The sequence below is a fragment of the Oribacterium sp. P9 genome (genome assembly GCF_046365365.1).
Taxonomy (GTDB): domain Bacteria; phylum Bacillota; class Clostridia; order Lachnospirales; family Lachnospiraceae; genus Oribacterium.
Window position 1 is genome coordinate 55,819 of the sequence record NZ_JBKEIS010000001.1, and the last position, 21,308, is coordinate 77,126.

The 21,308-nt window shown below is 51.3% G+C and carries 18 protein-coding genes and 1 riboswitch; of the genes, 17 read left to right on the top strand and 1 reads right to left on the bottom strand.

Annotated elements, in window-relative coordinates; genetic code table 11:
* Nucleotides 1–104 precede the first annotated feature (104 nt).
* The 17 genes from ACK8P7_RS00225 to ACK8P7_RS00305 all read left to right on the top strand — a co-directional run bounded on the left by ACK8P7_RS00225 (nucleotide 105) and on the right by ACK8P7_RS00305 (nucleotide 20,488).
* The gene (locus ACK8P7_RS00225; RefSeq protein ID WP_410042235.1) at nucleotides 105–1,100 is read left to right on the top strand and encodes an aldose 1-epimerase family protein; all 996 of its coding nucleotides are present in this window, start codon (nucleotides 105–107) and stop codon (nucleotides 1,098–1,100) included.
* 148 nt (nucleotides 1,101–1,248) lie between these two features.
* Nucleotides 1,249–2,433 (top strand): alanine racemase, encoded by a 1,185-nt coding sequence (gene alr, locus ACK8P7_RS00230; protein WP_410042236.1) that lies wholly within the window; start codon nucleotides 1,249–1,251, stop codon nucleotides 2,431–2,433.
* Between the two features lie 460 nt (nucleotides 2,434–2,893).
* Nucleotides 2,894–4,111, top strand: a complete 1,218-nt coding sequence (locus ACK8P7_RS00235) for an ABC transporter substrate-binding protein (protein WP_410042237.1) — start codon at nucleotides 2,894–2,896, stop codon at nucleotides 4,109–4,111.
* Between the two features lie 86 nt (nucleotides 4,112–4,197).
* Nucleotides 4,198–5,076 (top strand): branched-chain amino acid ABC transporter permease, encoded by an 879-nt coding sequence (locus ACK8P7_RS00240; RefSeq protein ID WP_410042238.1) that lies wholly within the window; start codon nucleotides 4,198–4,200, stop codon nucleotides 5,074–5,076.
* Between the two features lie 29 nt (nucleotides 5,077–5,105).
* Nucleotides 5,106–6,131 carry a branched-chain amino acid ABC transporter permease gene (locus ACK8P7_RS00245; protein WP_410042239.1) on the top strand — a complete coding sequence of 342 codons (1,026 nt, stop codon included), beginning with the start codon at nucleotides 5,106–5,108 and terminating at the stop codon, nucleotides 6,129–6,131.
* A 30-nt stretch (nucleotides 6,132–6,161) separates the two neighbouring features.
* On the top strand, nucleotides 6,162–6,950 hold the full coding sequence (locus tag ACK8P7_RS00250) for an ABC transporter ATP-binding protein (protein WP_410042240.1): 789 nt from the start codon (nucleotides 6,162–6,164) through the stop codon (nucleotides 6,948–6,950).
* Nucleotides 6,937–7,644: an ABC transporter ATP-binding protein gene (locus ACK8P7_RS00255; protein WP_410042594.1), complete on the top strand. Its 708-nt coding sequence runs from the start codon at nucleotides 6,937–6,939 to the stop codon at nucleotides 7,642–7,644. The genes ACK8P7_RS00250 and ACK8P7_RS00255 overlap by 14 nt, the downstream gene beginning before the upstream one ends.
* Nucleotides 7,645–7,671: 27 nt before the next feature.
* Nucleotides 7,672–8,661, top strand: coding sequence for a dihydroxyacetone kinase subunit DhaK (gene dhaK / locus ACK8P7_RS00260; RefSeq protein ID WP_410042241.1), 990 nt, complete (start codon nucleotides 7,672–7,674; stop codon nucleotides 8,659–8,661).
* Nucleotides 8,662–8,676: 15 nt separating this feature from the next.
* Complete coding sequence (dhaL, locus tag ACK8P7_RS00265; RefSeq protein WP_410042242.1) at nucleotides 8,677–9,324, top strand: dihydroxyacetone kinase subunit DhaL; 648 nt, start codon at nucleotides 8,677–8,679, stop codon at nucleotides 9,322–9,324.
* Between the two features lie 20 nt (nucleotides 9,325–9,344).
* On the top strand, nucleotides 9,345–11,363 hold the full coding sequence (locus ACK8P7_RS00270; RefSeq protein WP_410042243.1) for a uroporphyrinogen decarboxylase family protein: 2,019 nt from the start codon (nucleotides 9,345–9,347) through the stop codon (nucleotides 11,361–11,363).
* A gap of 74 nt (nucleotides 11,364–11,437) precedes the next feature.
* On the top strand, nucleotides 11,438–13,066 hold the full coding sequence (locus tag ACK8P7_RS00275; RefSeq protein WP_410042244.1) for a GAF domain-containing protein: 1,629 nt from the start codon (nucleotides 11,438–11,440) through the stop codon (nucleotides 13,064–13,066).
* A gap of 108 nt (nucleotides 13,067–13,174) precedes the next feature.
* Nucleotides 13,175–14,677, top strand: coding sequence for a glycerol kinase GlpK (glpK, locus tag ACK8P7_RS00280; protein WP_410042245.1), 1,503 nt, complete (start codon nucleotides 13,175–13,177; stop codon nucleotides 14,675–14,677).
* Nucleotides 14,678–14,750: 73 nt separating this feature from the next.
* Nucleotides 14,751–14,858, top strand: a riboswitch (TPP riboswitch).
* Between the two features lie 186 nt (nucleotides 14,859–15,044).
* Nucleotides 15,045–16,355, top strand: a complete 1,311-nt coding sequence (gene thiC / locus ACK8P7_RS00285; protein WP_410042246.1) for a phosphomethylpyrimidine synthase ThiC — start codon at nucleotides 15,045–15,047, stop codon at nucleotides 16,353–16,355.
* A gap of 620 nt (nucleotides 16,356–16,975) precedes the next feature.
* Entirely contained in the window at nucleotides 16,976–17,635 is a 660-nt protein-coding gene (locus ACK8P7_RS00290) for an amino acid ABC transporter permease (RefSeq protein WP_410042247.1), read from the top strand.
* On the top strand, nucleotides 17,616–18,440 hold the full coding sequence (locus tag ACK8P7_RS00295; protein ID WP_410042248.1) for an amino acid ABC transporter permease: 825 nt from the start codon (nucleotides 17,616–17,618) through the stop codon (nucleotides 18,438–18,440). Before ACK8P7_RS00290 ends, ACK8P7_RS00295 begins: the two co-directional genes overlap by 20 nt.
* Nucleotides 18,441–18,569: 129 nt before the next feature.
* Nucleotides 18,570–19,340: an amino acid ABC transporter ATP-binding protein gene (locus tag ACK8P7_RS00300; RefSeq protein ID WP_410042249.1), complete on the top strand. Its 771-nt coding sequence runs from the start codon at nucleotides 18,570–18,572 to the stop codon at nucleotides 19,338–19,340.
* Between the two features lie 209 nt (nucleotides 19,341–19,549).
* Nucleotides 19,550–20,488, top strand: coding sequence for a cysteine ABC transporter substrate-binding protein (locus ACK8P7_RS00305; RefSeq protein WP_410042250.1), 939 nt, complete (start codon nucleotides 19,550–19,552; stop codon nucleotides 20,486–20,488).
* Nucleotides 20,489–20,663: 175 nt separating this feature from the next.
* Here ACK8P7_RS00305 and ACK8P7_RS00310 read toward each other — a convergent pair whose 3' ends face one another.
* Nucleotides 20,664–21,233, bottom strand: a complete 570-nt coding sequence (locus tag ACK8P7_RS00310) for a TetR/AcrR family transcriptional regulator (RefSeq protein WP_410042251.1) — start codon at nucleotides 21,231–21,233, stop codon at nucleotides 20,664–20,666.
* Nucleotides 21,234–21,308: the final 75 nt, after the last annotated feature.

Below are 21,308 nucleotides of genomic sequence, written 5' to 3' on the forward strand. Positions count from 1 at the left end.
GAGCCCGGAGAACCGCCATCGACGGAGGTTTTCCGGGCTTTCCATCTATCTGAAAGTAGGATATAGTTATATCGTTATAGAAATGACGACCTGAGGAGGTAGCGATGATTTATACACTGAAGAACAGTGAGATGGAAGTGCAGGTGTCGAGTAAGGGTGGAGAGCTCGTGTCCCTGCGGGATGCGGATCAGACGGAGTATATCTGGAGCGGAGATGCGACGTACTGGAAGCGCCACGCGCCGCAGCTGTTCCCGTGCATCGGGCGGCTCACGAATAATCAGTACCGGATGGATGGCGCACTGCACGAGATGGGACAGCACGGATTCCTCAGGGATTACGAGCTCACGAAGGTGGAGCGCGAGGAGCAGGGGACAGAAGTGCAGGCAGGAGCCGAGACGGCAGGAGATGCCGCAGATCAGTGGAGCGCAGCTGGCCACCAGGCAGGAGACGTAGCAGGTCAGGCTGGCGCTGAGGCAGAGACGGTGACTTCCCTGCATCTACAGCTTATGTCGGATGCGTCGACTCGCCAGCTCTATGATCGCGACTGGACCGTGGATATCTTCTATCGCTTATGTGGAAAAATGCTGAACGTGAAGTTTCAGCTGAGGAACCGCGATGCGCGCACCATGCGTTTCGGCTACGGCATTCACCCGGGCTTCAATGTGCCGCTGAACCCGGCGCTCCGTTTTGAGGACTACCGGCTCGACTTCCATGAGGTATCGACCCCGAAGCAGATGGAGCTCACTGAACGCTATACGATCAGCGGCGGCATGCATGACTACGCACTGGAAGAAGGGCGCTATCTGCCGCTGCAACACCGCCTGTTTGACCACGATGCGATCATCCTGAAGGATATGCCGCATACCGTCACCCTGGGCTCGCAGAAGGACGAGAAGAAGGTCACTGTGACCTTCCCGGACATGCCGTATCTCGGCATCTGGCACGCCCCGGAGACCGACGCTCCGTTCGTCTGCATCGAACCATGGTCGTCCCTCCCATCGACGGACGGCGTCATCGACGAATTCGAAACGAAGCCGGACTTCATCACCGTGGAGCCGGAGAAGACCTATACGAACAGCTGGTCGATCAGCATCGGATAAAAAATGCCAAAGAAAAACTCGGTTTCGGCCGAGTTTTTTTATTCGATTGATTATGCAAACCTTCCAATGGAATTTTAACATGCAGTATTTCAATGTTTCGTGTGCTGAAAGCATGGTATAACTAGAGTATCAAAGGAGGCTGCATGCGATGAAATCTACAGATATGACGTCAACACTTCGGAGGACCTGGGCGGAGATCGATCTCGATGCCCTGAGCTACAACTATCATACGATCCGGGACTATATCGGGCGTGATCGGAAATTTCTCGGTGTGGTGAAGGCCGACGCCTACGGGCATGGCTCGGTACATATCGCGAAGAAACTGCAGGAGCTCGGCGCGGATTACCTCGCGGTCTCCAGCATTGACGAAGCGATGGAGCTCCGGTTTCACGGCATCACGATGCCGATTCTGATTCTCGGGCACACGCCGAAGGAGCAGGTCGACCGGCTGATCTGTTTCAACATCACGCAGGCCGTGACCTGTGAGGCGAAGGCGCATGAATACAGTGCGGAGGCGGTGAAGTACGGCGGCACGCTGAAGATCCATATCAAGGTGGATACCGGCATGTCACGACTCGGCTACATCTGTGACGGCGATTATTTCCAGCATGGCGTCGACGGGATCGTGGAGGCGTGCCGGCTGCCGGGCCTCGAGGCGGAGGGGATCTTCACGCATTTCGCAGTGGCCGACGAGCCGGGCGAGGACTGCCGGGCGTACACCGAGCATCAGTTTAAGCTTTTCACGGACGTGATCGCAGCTGCCGAGGCGAAGTGGGGGCACCGTTTCCTCCTCCGGCACTGCGCCAACACCGGTGCGACCGTGTATTATCCGGAGACCTGGCTCGATATGGTGCGCCCGGGCCTCCTGCTGTACGGCTATGGCGAGTTCGCGCAGAAGCTCGGCCTCCGGCCCCTCATGTCACTGAAGACGACGGTCAGCACGATTAAAATCTATCCGGCCGGTACGCATATCAGCTACGGCGGCATCTACACGACCACGAAAAAGGAGCGCATCGGCGTCGTGCCGTATGGCTATGCCGACGGCTTCTTCCGTGTACTGTCGAACCGCTGCAGCCTGATGACCGTCGATGGTCCGGCCGCTCAGCGTGGCAAGATCTGCATGGATATGTGCATGATCGATCTTACGGATAAGACCAATGTTGACGTCGGAAGTGTCGTGGAGATCTTCGGCACACAGCAGCCGGTCGAGAAGCTCGCGGAGCTCGCCGGCACCATCCCGTACGAGCTCATCTGCGCGGTCAGCAAGCGCGTGCCGCGCTACTACCTGGAGGGCGGTGACGTCGTCGCGAAGGAACTGTTGCTTCGGATGTAAGTGTGGATAGTGGCATAATATACGAATGAAAGGCAGAAATCAATTATGCTTGACAATGAATGTTGACTTTAGTATAAAAATGATAAAAATAAGGTTATTGATAACAGCACTGATAACGGTAGCCTTATATAAATTATAACTAGGTGGCAAAGCCGTCATGTTCCTGAAACAGGGATGTGATGGCTTTTTTTATTATGAAAGGAGCGCCTGCTAGGTATGAATCAAAAGAATTCTAAAGTGCACGGTTTACTGCTTGTCTCAAAATGACACATCTATCTAAAAAAGCTTTGTAATAATGTAACAAGATGTACAAATAAAACAAATAATCGTCATGGAGAAACGGCAAAAATAAGTATAATGCACAAAATACATTGACTCTACTGATGAAAAAAAGTAAAATTATTACATCACAAGCGAAAAGGTGAACAGGGAAAGTTCACGAAATCAGGAGGAAACAGATATGAAGAAAAGACATATTGCACTTTCGTTAACACTCGCTGCAGCGATGGCGCTGACGACAGCGTGCTCCGGCGGTTCCGGTAAGGCTCCGGAAACCACAGCAGCGAAGAAGGAAGAGGCAGCGACTTCTGCAGCAGCAGAGGGTGGCAGCGGTAATCTGGACACATCGAATCCGATTACCATCGCAGTTGCAGGACCGATGACCGGTGACAACTCAGAGTACGGTATCGGATTCGCAAACGCAGCCAAGTTAATGGCAGAGAAGTGGAACACGGACGGCGGATGCCTGGGGAGAGAAGTAAAGATCGTTGAGTACGATGATAAGAATACTTCTGAGGAAGCAACCACCATCGCACAGAAGATCGTATCGGATAAGGACAACATCGCCGGCGTCATCGGACATTTCGCTTCTGGCGTATGTATGACCGCAGCGCCGATCTACCAGGAAAACGGTGTGATCGAGATTTCCCCGTCTTCCTCTCACCCGGACTATTCTTCCATCGGTGACTATATCTTCAGAAACAACACCGTCATTTCCAAGGAGGGTGGTGCGAGTGTAGATATCGCAGTTAACGACCTCGGCAAGAAGAAGATTGGTATCATCTCCATCATGACCGACTGGGGAACCAATACCTCGAAGATCATCACCGACATCATCGACGGTATGAGCGATAAGGGCGTTTCTGTCGTAGCACATGAGGAAGTGATGGAAGGCTCCGATGACTATTCTGCAGCAATCGCAAAGCTGAACGAGGCAGGGGCAGAGGCTGTTATCTGCTGTGGTATGTATAACCTCGTAGCACCAGTTGCAAAGCAGTACAAGCAGGTGAATCCGGATGTTGCCATCATCGCATTCTCTAACGCCTACAGCCAGCAGCTCCTGGAGCTTGGTGGAAGCGCCGTAAACGGTGTATGCTTCCCGGTTATCTTCTTTGCAGATTCTGATGATCCTGAGGTTAAGTCATATGTACAGCAGTATACCGATGTGTACGGCAGCGCACCATCTGCACTGACCTCTCAGGCATATGATTCTGTAGGCATGCTGCTGACCGCAATCGAAGCTGCAGGCACTACGGAGTCCGATAAGGTGAAGGATGCGCTTTACAACGTGGATTATCCAGGCGTTACCGGTCAGACTAAGTTTGACGCAACGGGTGATGTAGATAAGGCATTCGTAAAGGTAACCATCGAAGATGGCAAGTTCGTTAAAATGAAATAAGCAAACTTAAAAATTTATGTAAGTACATCTGAGAGAGCCGGAAAGCGTGCTTTCCGGCTCTCACTATATCTTCGAAAGGAGCCTCAATGCTTGTTCAACAGGTTTTTAATGGTTTAGCCCTGGGCATGGGATATGCGTTAATAGCGGTCGGTTATTCGCTGATATTCGGAATCCTTCGACTGGTCAATTTCTCACATGGTTCCATTTACGCGTTTGGCGCGGAAATCGCCATGGTATTCATCGTAAGTATGAAATTCGGCATCGTACCAGGGATTCTCTTAAGTATGTTCGTAACCGGTGCGTTAGGTATCATGATCGATAAGATCGCACTGGAGCCGCTTCGTAAAAAGGGCTCACCGCCAATCGCATCTCTGATTACGACCATCGGTATTTCCAACATCATCACCAACCTCCTGATTGTTTTTCTCGGTTCAGAGAAAAGAAACTTCCCGAACATCTTCGGTTACGGCATGATCAAGATCGGTTCTATTTCCATCACACTGACACAGATCATGATGTGCGTGGTGTCGGTCGTGCTGATGCTGATCCTCGTATTCATCGTATTTAAAACCAAGATCGGTCTTGCGATGAGAGCCAGTCAGCAGAATGCAAAGGCCGCAAAGATGATGGGCATCGATGTAAACTTTGTCATCAGCTTTACATTCTTCCTCGCAGGTGTATCTGCAACACTCGCCGGTGCGCTGGTTGGCGGTTATTACGAAATCGTTTATCCGAACATGGGATTCATGGCCGGCTTAAAGGCCTTTGCAGCGGCCGTTCTCGGCGGTATCGGAAGTCTTCCGGGCGCGATCCTGGGCGGTTTGATTATCGGTGTTTCCGAGTGTATGGCGGTTGCCTTCTTCGGCTCTACCTACCGCGATTCTGTAGCATTTATCATTTTGATCCTGGTGCTGATCATTCGTCCGAACGGTCTGTTTGGTAAGAAGGGCATCACCAAGGTATAAGACACCGTAACGATACTTGGAGGATAAAGATGAAAAAAGATAATAGTACACTGCTTTCTTCGTTCGAACAGTTTACAGCGAAGAACGCAAAGATCCTTTGGGGCGTTCTGGCTGTTCTTCTGATTGCACTGCCGTTCGTGGCAAAGAACCAGTATTTTCTGACGGTCGTTGCAAAAATCGGATGTTACGCGATCCTTGGACTGGGTCTCAATATCCTGACCGGCTATACCGGTCTAGTATCGCTGGGGCATGCAGGCTTCGTCGCCATCGGAGCTTACACAGCATCACTTTTAGCTGTCACCCTGGGATGGTCCTTTTTCCCAGCGATGATCATCGGAATGCTGGTGGCTGCCGTCATCGGCGTGCTGGTAGGACTGCCTACATTACGTGTAACCGGAACGTACCTTTCCATCATCACCCTGGGATTTGGTGAGATCGTCAAGATGGTTCTGATGAACTGGCAGAGTGTAACGAATGGTACACTCGGCGTAAAAAATATCCCGAAGCCACAGATCTTCGGCATGAAGCTGACGGTGGCAAACAATGGTATGTATTTCCTGATTCTGATCATGATCGTGCTGATCGCTCTGTTCTGCAGAGCACTGATCCAGTCGAAGACCGGAAGAGCGCTCAGAGCGATCAAAACCGATGAGATGGCCAGCACCATGATGGGAATCAATATCACAAAATATAAGATCCTGGCATTTGTTATTTCGGCCATGATCTGCGCACTGGGCGGAGCATTGTATTCTTCCCTGATCGGTTATATCGATCCGAATACATTTAACTTTGATGTTTCAACCCTGATTTTAAGTATCGTTATTTTAGGCGGTATGGGAACTCTCAGAGGCATGTTTGTAGGAGCAATCGTTCTGGTTGCTTTCCCGGAGATTTCCAGAAGCCTTATGAAATACCGCTTCGTTCTCTATGGCGTCATCCTGGTTCTGATGATGCGTTTCCGTCCAGAAGGATTACTGGGATGGAAATCGACCTTACCTTATAAATTATCTCAGAAGGTGCAGGCGAAGATGAACGGTGAAGAGGCAAACGTGTAATAGAACGAGTTGGGAACGGATGGAGGCACAATGGCTAGAGAAGATTTGTTATTAGAGGTCAAGGGAATAACGAAACGATTCGGTGGCATTGTTGCGGTGGAAAATGTCAGCTTCAAGGTTCACGAGGGTGAGGTCATCAGTATTATCGGACCGAACGGAGCAGGAAAAACGACCGTATTCAACATGCTGACCGGAGTTTATAAAGTAGATGAGGGTACCATCAAGTTTAAGGGTGAAGAAATCCAGAGCATAAACCCGAGAGATATCGTAAAAAAAGGTATCTCAAGAACATTCCAGAATATCCGCCTTTTCTCGGATATGCGGGTAATCGAAAATGTACTTGTTGGTGCACATATCAAAACAAAATATGACTTTGCTTCTTCTATTTTCAGAACAAAGAAATTCAGAGAAGAGGAAGATGCAATTACCTATGATGCACTGAAGGTTCTGAAGGAAGTAGGCCTTTACGACCGGAAGGATGATTATGCATCGAACCTTCCTTACGGCGATCAGAGAAAGCTGGAGATCGCCCGTGCAATCGCTACCGGTGCAAAGCTGATTCTGCTTGATGAGCCGGCAGCAGGCATGAACCCGCAGGAGTCGCACGAACTGATGGAGTTCATCCGACTTTTAAAGAAGCAGGGTTACACTGTTCTTATGATCGAGCATGATATGAGTGTAGTTATGAATATTTCGGACCGTATTTATGTCATCGACCATGGAAAGCCGATCGCGGAAGGACTTCCGGAAGAGATCGCAAAGAATCAGAAGGTTATCGACGTATATCTGGGAGGTTCGAATAATGCTGCTAAAAATTGATGATCTGCACACCAATTACGGCGCGATCCACGCCTTAAAGGGCATCAGCCTGGAAGTAGATGAGGGCGAGATCGTCTGCCTGATCGGCAGTAACGGCGCCGGAAAAACAACGCTTGTAAATTCGATCGTTGGCATCGTCAAGTCGAGCAGCGGTACGATTACATTTGACGGAAAAGATATCACGCATCTACCTGCACATGCAATGACGAAAGCAGGCATTGGTATTTCGCCGGAGGGACGTGAGGTATTCCCGGAGCTTACCGTAGAGGAAAACCTGCGTATCGGTGCGTTCGTTGTGAAGGACGAGAATAAGATCAAGGAATCCTATGAGAGAGTATATAAATTATTCCCACGTCTGAAGGAGCGTATCACACAGCAGGCAGGTACCCTGTCCGGCGGCGAGCAGCAGATGCTGGCGGTAGGACGGGCACTGATGTCAAACCCGAAGATGATTCTGCTGGACGAGCCGTCCTTAGGACTTGCGCCGAACTTCGTAGAGATGATTTTCGACATGATCAAAAAGATCAACGAGCAGGGCGTTACGGTTCTTCTGATCGAGCAGAATGCGAATATGGCACTTCAGGTTTCTCAGAGAGCGTATGTACTGGAAAACGGTCTCGTAAGTATGTCTGGCAAGGCCAGCGACATTGCAAATGATCCGATGGTAAAGAAAGCTTATCTCGGTATGGCATAAGGCAAAAATCAGGAAAGGATGTATGTTATGAAAAAGATTATTAACAATCCGACAGACGTAGTAAGTGAGGCTCTGATGGGCATGCAGGCAGCGTACCCGGATAAGCTGGTGTACACACCGAAGATGGAAGTCATCAGCAGAAAAGAAAAGAAGACCGACAAGGTTGCGGTGATCTCCGGCGGTGGCGCAGGTCATGAGCCACTGCACGCAGGTTTCGTAGGAAAGGGTATGCTGGATGCGGCCATTTCCGGTAACGTCTTCTCTTCACCAAGTCCAGACCGTATCGGAAGCGCGATCGAGCAGGTTTCCTGTGGTAAGGGTGTACTGATGGTCATCAAGAACTATTCCGGTGATATCATGAACTTCGGTCTTTCCGCAGACCTCGCAGAAATGGATGATATCGAGGTGGCACAGGTCGTTGTAAAGGACGATGTGGCTGTTCCGGACAGAGAAGAGGGAACCGGAAGAAGAGGCATCGCTGGTACTGTATTCGTACATAAGATCGCAGGTGCAAAGGCAGAGCAGGGCGCAAGTCTCGCAGAAGTCAAGGAAGCAGCGGAGAAGGCGGTGCGCAATATCCGTACCATGGGTGTGGCCATGACGCCGTGCACCCTTCCGGCCGTCGGCAAGCCTGGTTTCCAGATTGCAGACGATGAGATCGAGATCGGTATGGGTATCCATGGAGAGCAGGGTGTTGAGACGACCAAGATCAAGACTGCAAAGGAAATCGCAGAGATTCTGGTTGGCCGCATTCTGGCGGATTATGATTACACAGGGAGCGAGGTAGCTGTATTAGTGAACGGCCTCGGTGGAACGCCGCTGATGGAGCTTTACATCCTGAATCTGGAAGTACAGAAGCTTCTGAAGGAAAAGGGCATCAAGGCCTACCGTACCTTCGTAGGAAACTACTGCACCGCCATCGATATGACGGGTGCATCGGTTACCCTGATGAAGCTGGATGATGAACTGAAGGAACTGCTGGATGCTCCGTGTGACACGCCGGCACTTAAGATCTGATGGAGGAAATAAATCATGTTTACGTTAACTGCAAAAGATTATACAGAGTATATTAAGCTGGCCTATGAGCTGATCCATTCAAAGGGTGACTATATTACCGGGCTGGACAGCATTACCGGTGATGGTGATCACTGGACCAACATCAACATGGGCTTTGAGAACCTGGTAAAGAACATCGATCGTCTGGAAGTCATGGAGCTTTCGGATGAGTTCAAGGAGATCGGTAAGATCATGATGTCAGTTATCGGCGGTTCTTCCGGCGTTCTGTACGGCAGTGCTTACATCGCTGCGGCGAAGGCATTAAAGGGTGTGGAGGTTCTTCATGATGCAGAGCTGTGCACCGTATTAAAGGCGATGCTGGATGCCATCGTAGCAAGAGGCCAGGCAAAGGAAGGCTACAAGACCATGATCGACTCCCTGGCACCAGCAGTGAAGACCTACGAGGAGTGCCTCGCAAACGGAACGCCGTCTGCAGAGTTATGTGCACTTGTAAAGAAGGCTGCTGAAGACGGCGCAGAGAATACCAAGAATATGGAAGCTATCCGAGGCCGCGCAAGCTATCAGGCAAACCGCGGACTGGGCAATCTGGATCCGGGCGCAGTTACGATGTCCTACCAGATCGCTACACTGATGGATTACGCAGCTGGAAAAATCACAGAATAAGAAAATAAGGAGTCGCATCTATGAGCGAGAATAAACGGCAGCTTCTGAAAGATGCCATGGACAATAAAGAGACATACCGTATTCCGATGGGATTCTGGCATCACTTTGTACTCGGGAAAGATCAGTTCCAGGGACTGGAGCATCCAGAGATTCTTGAAAAGATCGTAGAAGGCCACAAGCGCTATTTTGAGACGATCGAGCCGGATATGATGAAGCTCATGAACGAGGGCTTCATGGGATATCCGCCAGTGATGAACAACCATCTGGAAACAGCGGAAGATCTTCTGGCCATCAAGAGCATCGGACCGGATCATCCGTGGATTACGGAGCAGGTGAAGCATGTGCGCCGCCTGGTCGACATGTTCGGCGATAAGGTCATGACCTTCTACAACGTGTTCGCTCCGCTTCAGGTCATCCGAATCCGCCTGGACTTTTATGATCTGAAATATGACCGCTTTGTATACCTCGCAGAGCACTTCCCGGAGGAACTTCATCAGGCCGGCATGGAGATTCAGAAAGACCTGGAGATCCTGGTGACGAAGCTTCTGACGGAGACAAAGCTTGACGGAATTTACTACTGCGTACAGAATGTACAGAGCAGTATGTATGACCGTGAGACCTATGACCGTCTGATCCGCCCGACCGAGACCCGTGTGCTGGAGACCGCAAACAAGCTGAGTGATTACAATATCCTCCACATCTGCGGATACGCGCATCACACAAACAACCTGAGCTGGTATCAGGATTATGAGGCTAAGGCATATAACTGGGCGACCTTCACCGAGGGTATCAGCATCGAGGAAGGCCGTAAGCTGTTCCCAGGCAAGTGCGTGCTGGGCGGCTTTGACAACAACCCGGATACCCTGATCGACAGAGGCACCGAGGAAGAGGTCTGCAGATTTGTAAATCAGCTCATCCGGGAAAACGGACATCGTGGCTACATCATGGGTGCGGACTGTTCGATTCCGAATAATATCAATGATGGAAGAATTCACTGGATTTCAAGGCAGGTGAAGGAAAAGGAGAATTGTATGACAGACGATAGAAAAGCGGTTTTTGAGGCATTTTTAAAGAACGAAACGGAAGATCGAGTACCGGCAGCCTTTTGGCATCACTTCGTATCTTTCCATAACCATTACAGCGGTGCGGATCCGGACATCTACAACACCGTCGTAACGGAGCAGAAGAAGTACATCGACGAGGTAAAGCCGGACTTCTTAAAGATCATGTCCGATGGTTTCTTCGGCCATCCATCTGTCTGCCGCAAGACCATCACTTCGGTGGAGGATCTGGATAAGGTGGAGTCTGTGGGAGCAGATCATCCGTGGATCACAAAGCAGGTTGAGTATGTGAAGGAGATCTGCGAGTATGCAGGAGATGATATTTATAAGTATTACAACCTTTTCTCCCCGCTTCAGTACATCCGTCTTCGTTTCGAGGAGTATGACGAGGACTTCAAGAAGTTCGTCAGACTGTTCCACGAGAGCCCGGAGGTGATGGAGAAGGCGGCGAGATGCATCGCAGAGGACACCAAGATCCTCGTGAAGAAGCTGTTCGAGGAGACCTCCATCGACGGTATTTACTACAGTGTACAGTGTGTACAGGATAAGATGCTGACACACGATGGTCATAAGAAGCTGGTAGAGCCACTGGACCTGGATGTATTAAACTACATCAACCAGTTTGCAGATAATACCATCCTTCATATCTGCGGATATGGAAAATATACCAATCACTTAAGCTGGTATAAGGACTATCCGGTTGCTGCGTACAACTGGGCGGTATATTCTGAGGGAATCAGCCTCGGCGAAGGAAAGAAGATCCTCGGTGACAAGCCGGTCATCGGTGGTTTCGACAATGCAGAGGGAAGCATCCTCTATACTGGAACAGAGGAAGAGTTAAGAGCGGAAATCAGGAAGATTCTCGATGAGGCAGGAACAAAGGGCGTTGCCATCGGCGCGGACTGCACCATCGCTTCGGATATTGCGCCAGAGAGATTAGAGCTGATTCGTCAGATTACGGCGGAGTACACAAAATAACAACATGAGATGAGGAAGGTCCGGGAAAGCCACTGAGTGGCTTTCCCGGGCTTACCTGTATTACGGAGAATGAAATGAAGTTTAAGGGTGAGCATAAGACAGAATTTGATGATTTCGCACGGACCATCTCAGATGTGCTGGAAACCGATGTCATCATCACCGACGCAGACATGAATGTCATCGGTAGCGCGTTCCAGTATTTTTCCCTGTATCAGGATATCAAAATCGGTTCGCTGATCGCGGAGGTTTTTTATGATAATAAGGATCTGCTGATCGAACGGAAGAAAGATAAAGAAAGCTGCCGACAGTGTACGGAATATCATAACTGCAAGATGGAATCCTTTGTGGGCGTGCCGATTCGCCTCGATAACCGGACCATCGGTGTCATCGCCCTGATTCTTCCGAAAGACACAGGAAAAGCGCTGTTTAAAAAGATTACATCCACGGTTACCTTCATGCACAGCATGGCCGATCTGATCGCCTCCAAGATTACGGACAGCCAGTACTCCAGGATCATAGAAGAGAAAAATGACGAGTTGAAAAGTATCCTCGATGCCAATGATACGGCGCTGGTGTACACGGATTATTATGGAAATATTCTGTTTGCAAACGAGGCTTTTCGAAAGCAGTTCTGGATCACGGAGCCGCTTCTGGGAAAACGGATCCAGGAGTTGTTTCCGTATGAGTCGATTCAGGAAACGTTCCGGACACCGGAGCGAAAAGGCCAGATGGTGAAAGCGGCCATTCAGCGAAACCATTTCTATGGAATCATCAACGTCAAACCGACGTTTGAGCATAAGCACGGCGCGACCATGCTGTTTACCTTTCGTAAATACAGTGAGATTCAGAAGGAGTCAGTGCAGTTTGCCAATGGAAGCTACATCACCTTCGATTTTCTCGAAAACATCTGCGATGCGGATCTGTTGAAACAGGCTAGGAACTATGCACTGGAAAATCACGACACCATTCTGATCAATACCGATGACATGGAGATCAATGAGCTTCTTGCGAAGGCGATTCACAACGAATCGAGCCGCAAACTGAAGGATATCCTGATCATGCGCAGTTCCAGCATTTACCAGGATTATCTGTCGGATTATCTGTTCGGAGAAGATGGGCTGCTGCAGAATAACAATGAGGGAACGGTCGTCATCCACTATCCAGAGCGAATGCAGCTCTGCTATCAGGAGTATCTCGCGAAACTGATTGCGAATCGGAAAAAGCGGAGGGATCTGGAATCTGTGCGGATCATGTTCTGCACGGATAAAAATCTGGAGGAGCTCTGTCAGACCGGGATGTTCAGCTGGAAACTGTATGAGACCATGAAGGAACATTGCCTGAAGCCGGTACACACGGTTCATACAGACCGTGCGCTGTTTCTGCGCTATGCAAAAAGTATGCTGGATTATTACGGACGTCTCCATGAAAAGGCACGACCTGTGCTGTCGATTGCGCCTGAGGATTATGAACGGCTGATGGGACTGGAGATCAATGAACTGAATACCCAGCTCGAGATGGCTGTTTTGCAGGATGGATTTGTGGCACATTCTGAAGACGAGCGTCCAGACATTTCTTCAAAAGAGTATGAGATGAAAAAGATACGGGAGCTCCTGGAGGCCGGAAAGACGCAGAAAGAAATCTGCAGAAGTCTTTCGATTTCCCGAAGCACCCTGAACCGCCGAATCGCAGAACTGAGGAAATAGCCGGATTTTGATTTTGCAGTGATATCTGTGGTATCATTCTCCTGTCAGTTTATCTTAAGCTGGTTATCCGTAGACTACATGTGACATGACCTCACAAGGAGAAAAGAGATGGCGAAGTATGTAATGGCGCTGGATGCGGGAACGACGAGTAACCGGTGTATCCTGTTCAACGAGAAGGGTGAGATGTGCAGCGTGGCACAGCGTGAGTTCACACAGTACTTCCCGAAGCCGGGCTGGGTAGAGCATGATGCAGAGGAGATCTGGGCGAGCATGCTCGGTGTAGCCGTCGAGGCGATCAATAAGATCGGTGCCACTGCAGAGGATATCGCAGGTATCGGTATCACCAACCAGCGAGAGACCACCATCGTATGGGATAAGGAAACCGGCGAGCCGGTATATCACGCGATCGTATGGCAGTGCCGCAGAACCTCCGAGTACTGTGACAGTCTGAAGGAGAAGGGCCTCACCGATAAGTTCAGAGAGAAGACCGGTCTCGTCATCGATGCGTACTTCTCAGGCACGAAGGTGAAGTGGATTCTCGATCACGTAGAGGGTGTAAGAGAAAGAGCAGAGAAGGGTGAGCTCTTATTCGGTACCGTCGAGACATGGCTGATCTGGAAGCTGACCAAGGGCCACGTTCATGTAACCGATTATTCCAACGCTTCCCGTACGATGCTTTTTAACATTAACACACTGGAGTGGGATGATGAGATCCTCGCAGAGCTCGATATCCCGAAGTGCATGCTGCCGACACCGATGCCGTCCAGCTGCGTATACGGCGAGTCAGATCCTTCGTACCTCGGTGGCGCGATCCCGATCGCAGGTGCAGCCGGTGACCAGCAGGCGGCGCTCTTCGGACAGACCTGCTTCCATCCTGGTGAGGCGAAGAACACCTATGGAACCGGCTGCTTCATGCTGATGAATACCGGTGAGAAGCCGATCTTCTCTAAGAACGGTCTCGTAACCACCATCGCATGGGGACTCGACGGCAAGGTAAATTACGCACTCGAGGGTTCCATCTTCGTCGCAGGTGCAGCGGTTCAGTGGCTGAGAGATGAGCTTCGGATCATCGATTCTTCACCGGACTCCGAGTATATGGCGAAGAAGGTAAAGGATACCAACGGATGCTATGTCGTTCCGGCATTTACCGGCCTCGGCGCGCCGCACTGGGATCAGTACGCAAGAGGAACCATCGTCGGCATCACACGTGGCGTGAATAAATATCACATCATCCGTGCAACGCTGGAGTCCATCGCGTATCAGGTAAATGACGTGCTGAACGCCATGAAGGCAGACGCCGGTATCGAGCTGGCAGCCCTCAAGGTAGACGGTGGCGCAAGTGCCAACGACTTCCTGATGCAGACGCAGTCTGACATCATCGATGCTCCGGTAGAGCGCCCACGGTGCGTAGAGACCACCGCGATGGGCGCAGCCTATCTTGCAGGGCTCGCCGTCGGTTACTGGACCAGCAAGGAAGACGTCATCAAGAACTGGGCGATCGATAAGACCTTCGAGCCGAAGATCTCTGACGAGGACAGAGCGAAGAAGATCAAGGGCTGGAACAAGGCCGTCAAGTATGCTTACGGCTGGGCGAAGGAAGACGGATGCTGAATCTTTTGCTGAATCTTTTTTCTTCCTGGCCTTGCCAACAGGAGGCAGGCGTTCTATAATTTAACAAATGCAAAATTATAAAGAGGGGAGCTGACTGCTGTCGGCTGAGAGGAGATTCAGAAATCTCGACCCGCAACCTGATTTGGATAATGCCAACGTAGGTAAATACTTAGGATGAGACGTCTTCTGTACGTTTATGGATCTGAGAGAACACCTGCGGGTGTTCTCTTTTTATATGTTCAGAAGAAAGGCCATGATGCGAGGCATCCTGAGGATGCGGAAACGCTGTTTTCCAGAGTCATGGTCTGGCGGCTGAACAGATGATGGCTGATCCCGAATCAGAAAAAGGAGAAAAAAAGGAGAAAATATGCAGAATTATACAACACAGATGGATGCGGCGCGGAAGGGTATCGTAACGCCGCAGATGAAGATCGTCGCAGAGAAGGAGCATATGACGGAGGAGAAGCTTCGTCAGCTGGTGGCAGAGGGTAAGGTCGCGATCTGCGCAAACAAGAACCATACCTGCCTGGATCCGGAGGGTGTCGGCTCGATGCTTCGGACGAAGATCAATGTAAACCTCGGTGTGTCGAGAGATATGAAGGATTATGATCTCGAGATGGAGAAGGTGATGAGTGCTGTTCGTATGGGTGCGGAGTCCATCATGGATCTCTCCAGCCATGGAAATACGCAGCCGTTCCGTCAGAAGCTCTGTAAGGAGTGCCCGGCGATGATCGGTACCGTGCCGGTCTACGACAGCGTCATTCATTACCAGCGTGACCTCGATACCCTGACCGCGAAGGATTTCCTCGACGTCATCCGTCTGCATGCACAGGATGGTGTCGACTTCGTAACCCTGCACTGTGGTATCACCCGGAAGACCATCGAGCAGATCCGCAAGCACCAGCGTAAGATGAACATCGTCAGCCGTGGCGGAAGCCTCGTATTCGCATGGATGAGTATGACCGGTCAGGAGAACCCGTTCTACGAGTACTTCGACGAGATCCTCGATATCTGTGAGGAGTATGATGTCACCATTTCCCTCGGCGATGCCTGCCGTCCGGGCTGTCTCGCGGATGCGACCGATGTATGCCAGATCGAGGAGCTCGTACGTCTCGGTGAACTCACGAAGCGTGCATGGGCACATAACGTTCAGGTCATGGTCGAGGGTCCGGGTCATGTGCCACTGAACCAGATCGCTGCAAATATGGAAGTACAGAAGACCCTCTGCATGGGCGCACCGTTCTATGTTCTCGGACCGCTCGTGACGGATATCGCACCGGGATATGATCACATCACGGCAGCCATCGGTGGTGCTGTCGCCGCGATGAACGGCGCATCCTTCCTCTGCTATGTCACACCGGCAGAGCACCTCGCACTTCCGAATCTTGAGGACGTAAAGCAGGGCATTATCGCTTCGAAGATCGCGGCCCACGCAGCGGATATCGCGAAGGGGATCCCGCACGCGCGTGACATCGACGATAAGATGGCCGATGCACGTAAGGCCCTGGACTGGGACGCACAGTTCGAGTGTGCACTCGATCCGGAGACCGCAAAGAAGATCCGTAATGACCGTCTCCCGGAGGACGACCACAGCGATACCTGCAGTATGTGTGGTAAATTCTGTGCTGTCCGCAGCATGAACAAGGCCCTCGCCGGTGAGCACATCGACATTCTGTAATCGCGATGAAATACTGTTTTCAGTATTTTTTACTATTATCCTGAAAAATGAACCTGAAAACCCCGGCGTGCATGGCATGTCGGGGTTTTCAAGTTTTCGGATTCAGTACAGGCTGCGAGTACCAGTGTACTGCAGTTTTTTCAAGAGAGATCCGTGCGCATACACACCGTCGGGGTTTTCACTTCTATTCCGAATGGTGATAGCAGAATCCGGTCGAAAGCATTGACGGCAGCACTTCATGGTGATAAAGTTAAGCAAATTCCAGTAGGGAAGTAGGAATTAGACCTGCCGGAAAAATCTTTCAGGAGGAAACGCACATGACGTTCAGAAGCAACCGTAATATGAATACATGTTGTTGCTGTTGCTGCTGTATGGCTTGCCATAGGGCGTCTTTGATGTGCGTTGAATTTCATCCGGGAAGATAGGATCTATTTAGAAATAGAGGATCTGTTTTGATTGGGACGAAGAGGACTCGCACATCGCGGGTCCTTTTTTCTTTTTTACAGAAGTGGTGAGAAAAGCGACGGTAGCTTTCCTCGACGACCGTAAAAACTGTAAGAAATGGAAAATATTTCTTACGGGCATCCAAGGTTAAGCAGATCTGTGAGAGGAGCAAAAGTTTGGATTTTCAGTTTATTCAGCAGTACATTCCGATGTACGTCGAGGCTGCGCGACTGACGCTTACGATTGGTGCCCTGGGCATCGTGCTCGCGACCGTCGTCGGTATCCTGTGCAGCGCGGTCGAGTACTACCGGATCCCGGTGCTGCGCCACATCGTTTCCGTTTATGTCGAGCTCAGCCGCAACACGCCGCTGCTCGTACAGCTCTTTTTCCTGTATTTCGGTCTTCCGAAGATCGGCATCCGCTGGTCCGCGGAGCTCTGCGGTATCGTCGGACTCGCCTTCCTCGGCGGCTCCTACATGACCGAAGCCTTCCGTTCCGGTCTCGAAACCGTCGAGCCGATCCAGAAGGAATCAGCACTCAGCCTCGGGATGACTCCGGTGCAGACGATGTGGAGTGTCATTCTCCCACAGGCCATGGCCGTTTCGGTGCCGTCTCTCGTGGCGAATGTCATCTTCCTTCTGAAGGAAACCTCCGTGTTCAGCGGCATCGCCCTGGCGGACCTTATGTACGTCGCGAAGGACCTCATCGGTCTCTACTATAAGACCCCGGAAGCCCTCGGCATGCTGGTCATCGCCTACCTCATCATCCTGCTTCCGATTTCCATCCTCGGAACCGTACTTGAAAGGAGGCTGCGCTATGCTGGATTCGGCCATTAATCACGTTGCCAATGCGTTCGGCCTCGAGCTTCTGCACTTCGCGGACAGCTTCCGCGGCCTCGGGATGAAGCTGCTGGCCGCTGCCACACCGGAGGCCATCGCCGCCGCACAGGCGGCCGCAGACCAGAAGAAGGCACCGGCGATCTCGATCCTGTTTAAGGGAAATAATTTCATCCGACTGCTGGGCGGACTGTGGGTGACCATCCGTATCTCCCTCATCGCCGTACTGATTTCCATCCCACTGGGCATCCTCTTCGGTATGCTCATGACGAGGAAGAATCCGGTCACGAAGGCACTGAGCCGCGTGTACCTCGATTTCGTCCGTATCATGCCGCAGCTGGTATTACTTTTCATCGTGTACTTCGGCACGACCCGGGCCTTCGGAATCAATCTCTCCGGTGAGCTCAGTGCCGTCATTGTCTTCGTCCTCTGGGGCACCGCAGAGATGGGAGACCTCGTACGAGGCGCCCTCATCAGTATCCCGAAGCACCAGTACGAGAGTGCAGCGGCGCTTGGGATGACCCCGCTGCAGACCAGCCTCTACGTCATCATCCCGCAGACGCTGCGCCGCCTGATCCCGCTGGCGATCAACCTCATCACCCGTATGATCAAGACCACCTCCCTGATCGTCCTGATCGGCGTCGTGGAGGTCCTGAAGACCGGACAGCAGATCATCGACGCGAACCGCTTCGCCTACCCGACCGCGGCGCTCCCGATCTACGGCGTCGTCTTCTTCCTCTACTTCTTCTCCTGCTGGCCGATCTCAATGCTGGCCCGCTATCTCGAGAAGCGCTGGAAAAATTAAGGTTTTCGTAAGGGGGTCTGACCCCATAAATTCCGGTTTAGATTCTGTTTAGAAAAATTTAATGGGGTCAGACCCCATAAACTCACGTAAACTGACCCCATAAACTCCCGTAGAAAGGAAACAGGTGATATGGCTGACATACAGCTTTCAATTAAAGATCTGCATAAATCGTTCGGCGAGCTCGAGATACTCCGGGGGATCGATCTCGACGTAAGGAAGGGCGAGGTCGTCGTCCTGCTCGGACCATCCGGCTGCGGAAAGTCGACACTGCTCCGCTGCATCAATGGTCTCGAGACGATCCATCATGGAAGTATCGCCCTCGACGGAGAGGAAATCTCGGGAAAGAGCAGTGCGGAGATGTCGAAGTACCGGCAGAAGATCGGCATGGTGTTCCAGAGCTATGATCTTTTCCCACATAAAACGATCCTCGATAACATCACGATGGCACCGCAGAAGGTGCAGAAGCGTTCGAAGGCGGATGCGGAGAAGGAGGCCAGAGAGCTTCTTCGGCGCGTCGGACTCGCCGATAAGGAAAACGCCTATCCGCGTATGCTGTCCGGTGGACAGAAGCAGCGTGTCGCGATCGTGCGGGCCCTCGAGATGCATCCGGAGATGATGCTGTTTGATGAGGTCACCGCGGCGCTGGACCCGGAGATGGTTCGTGAGGTACTCGACGTTATGCTCGAGCTCGCGGAGCAGGGTCTGACAATGCTGATCGTCACTCATGAGATGGCCTTCGCGAGAGCCATCGCCGACCGGATCATCTTCCTGGATGACGGTCATATCGTCGAGGAGGCGACGCCAGAAGATTTCTTCACCCGTCCGAAGAGCGAACGTGCGAAGGAGTTCCTCGAGAACTTCGAGTTCGTCGCGAAGAAGCGAAAGAACGATGTGGAGTGAGGTGGTTTATCCTGCGGCAGCTGTCCGGAAAGCGAACGCAGATGAACATATATACATTTACATAACATTCTAATCAGCCGTTCAGCGCATGACCGATCAGAGAAGGATGGTCGACGCTCAGGAGAAGCCCCTGTTACAGGACGCCTGGCGTAGCGAATCTGACAGATCGACATGAAGATGCTGAACAATATCAAAAAAGGAGAAAAATTATGAAAAAGTCAGTATTTGCAGCATTTACCGCCATCGTAGCAGCAGCGAGTCTGGCTGCATGCGGCGCTTCCTCTACACCGGACGCAACCACTGCCGCGGCGAAGGCTGCCACAGAGGCTGCGACAGACACAACTACCCCTGCCGCAACAGAAGCGGCGGCTGAGACCAGCGCAGCTGCAAGCGGTAATTTCCGTACACTTGACGAGATCAAGCAGTCCGGAACCGTAAAGATCGGCGTTTTCTCAGATAAGGCACCATTCGGCTATGTCGATGATAAGGGTGAGTACCAGGGCTATGATGTGTACTATGCACACAGAATCGCAGATGACCTCGGCGTAAACGTAGAGTTCACCTCCCTCGACCCTGCGTCTCGCGTAGAGTACGTGGCGACCGGTAAGGTAGACATTGTCCTCGCAAACTTCACCGTGACACCGGAAAGAAAGGAGCAGGTCGACTTCGCACTTCCGTACATGAAGGTCGCACTCGGCGTCGTTTCACCGGACAGCGCGGTCATCAGCTCCATCGATGAGCTGAAGGATAAGACCCTCATCGTCGCAAAGGGAACCACGGCAGAGACCTATTTCGAGAAGAACTACCCGGAGGTGAAGCTCCAGAAGTATGATGCGTATGCCGATGCGTACAACGCGCTCCTCGATGGCAGAGGCGATGCATTCTCCACCGATAACACAGAGGTCATCGCATGGGCGAAGGCAAATCCTGGCTTCACAGTGGGTATCGAGACCCTCGGCGATTATGACACCATCGCAGCCGCAGTCGCAAAGGGCAACAGCACCGTGCTCGATTTCCTGAACGATGAGATCAAGACACTCGGTGAGGAAAACTTCTTCCACAAGGATTATGATGAGACCTTGAAGGCCGTATTCGGTGAGGATACCAACCCGGATTCCATGGTCGTTGAGGGTGGTGTCGTAGACTGAACAAAAGGAGTCGCAGATTGCGGCTCCTTTTTTGCTATCAGATTGTCAGCCAGATTCAGTTCAAGTCGTGCATGGATGGACAGGGGTCAGACCCCTTTCTGCCAGGTGCCAGGGGATGAAAAAATCTCAGCGGGGATCTGACCCCGTGGCTGCCCGGAAATGAGCGGGCAGATATTTAATTTGTCTTCTTCGACGCTTCGATCTGCTGGATGAGCGTCTGGATCGTCGCCTGGTAGACCATCGATATCTTATAGATGATCTCCTCCTGCGAGTCCTTCATGCCCTCCTGCAGCCAGCGGAGGATACTGCCGACCATCGAACAGCTGTAGAAGCGGGTGATGAAGTGAATATCGTCCTCACTTAAGTGGTGCCCACGGACCTCGTTCCGTACGTACTTCTCGACAAAATCATCCGTGATGTCATAGAGATAACGGAGGATCATGTCTCGGTTTTTCGAGTTGTATAGATGATAGACTGCGTTCTTATACTCCAGCACGAGATGATACTTCTGAAGATACGCATCATACAGACTGTCGAACTCCTGCTGCTCGGAAAGCGACTTATCCGTCTCGAATTTCAGAAGCTCCTCCACCACCTCATAGATATCACTGAAATAGTAGTAAAACGTATTTCGTGTAAGCTCGCACTGATCACAGATGTCACGCACCGTGATCTTATCGATCGGTTTTACCTGCAAGAGCTTCAGCGTGCTGTACATGATCGCCTGCCTGGTGAATTTCGCCATTCTGTCACTCCTTTACCTCGCCGGATACTGCATATTCCATGCGGAAAAGCGGCATTTATATCCCTTTTATAATAC

Coding starts and splice junctions, on each gene's coding strand:
- ACK8P7_RS00225 (WP_410042235.1), top strand. CDS start 105: ATGATTTATACACTGAAGAACAGTGAGATGGAAGTGCAGGTGTCGAGT.
- alr (WP_410042236.1), top strand. CDS start 1,249: ATGAAATCTACAGATATGACGTCAACACTTCGGAGGACCTGGGCGGAG.
- ACK8P7_RS00235 (WP_410042237.1), top strand. CDS start 2,894: ATGAAGAAAAGACATATTGCACTTTCGTTAACACTCGCTGCAGCGATG.
- ACK8P7_RS00240 (WP_410042238.1), top strand. CDS start 4,198: ATGCTTGTTCAACAGGTTTTTAATGGTTTAGCCCTGGGCATGGGATAT.
- ACK8P7_RS00245 (WP_410042239.1), top strand. CDS start 5,106: ATGAAAAAAGATAATAGTACACTGCTTTCTTCGTTCGAACAGTTTACA.
- ACK8P7_RS00250 (WP_410042240.1), top strand. CDS start 6,162: ATGGCTAGAGAAGATTTGTTATTAGAGGTCAAGGGAATAACGAAACGA.
- dhaK (WP_410042241.1), top strand. CDS start 7,672: ATGAAAAAGATTATTAACAATCCGACAGACGTAGTAAGTGAGGCTCTG.
- dhaL (WP_410042242.1), top strand. CDS start 8,677: ATGTTTACGTTAACTGCAAAAGATTATACAGAGTATATTAAGCTGGCC.
- ACK8P7_RS00270 (WP_410042243.1), top strand. CDS start 9,345: ATGAGCGAGAATAAACGGCAGCTTCTGAAAGATGCCATGGACAATAAA.
- ACK8P7_RS00275 (WP_410042244.1), top strand. CDS start 11,438: ATGAAGTTTAAGGGTGAGCATAAGACAGAATTTGATGATTTCGCACGG.
- glpK (WP_410042245.1), top strand. CDS start 13,175: ATGGCGAAGTATGTAATGGCGCTGGATGCGGGAACGACGAGTAACCGG.
- thiC (WP_410042246.1), top strand. CDS start 15,045: ATGCAGAATTATACAACACAGATGGATGCGGCGCGGAAGGGTATCGTA.
- ACK8P7_RS00295 (WP_410042248.1), top strand. CDS start 17,616: ATGCTGGATTCGGCCATTAATCACGTTGCCAATGCGTTCGGCCTCGAG.
- ACK8P7_RS00300 (WP_410042249.1), top strand. CDS start 18,570: ATGGCTGACATACAGCTTTCAATTAAAGATCTGCATAAATCGTTCGGC.
- ACK8P7_RS00305 (WP_410042250.1), top strand. CDS start 19,550: ATGAAAAAGTCAGTATTTGCAGCATTTACCGCCATCGTAGCAGCAGCG.
- ACK8P7_RS00310 (WP_410042251.1), bottom strand. CDS start 21,233: ATGGCGAAATTCACCAGGCAGGCGATCATGTACAGCACGCTGAAGCTC.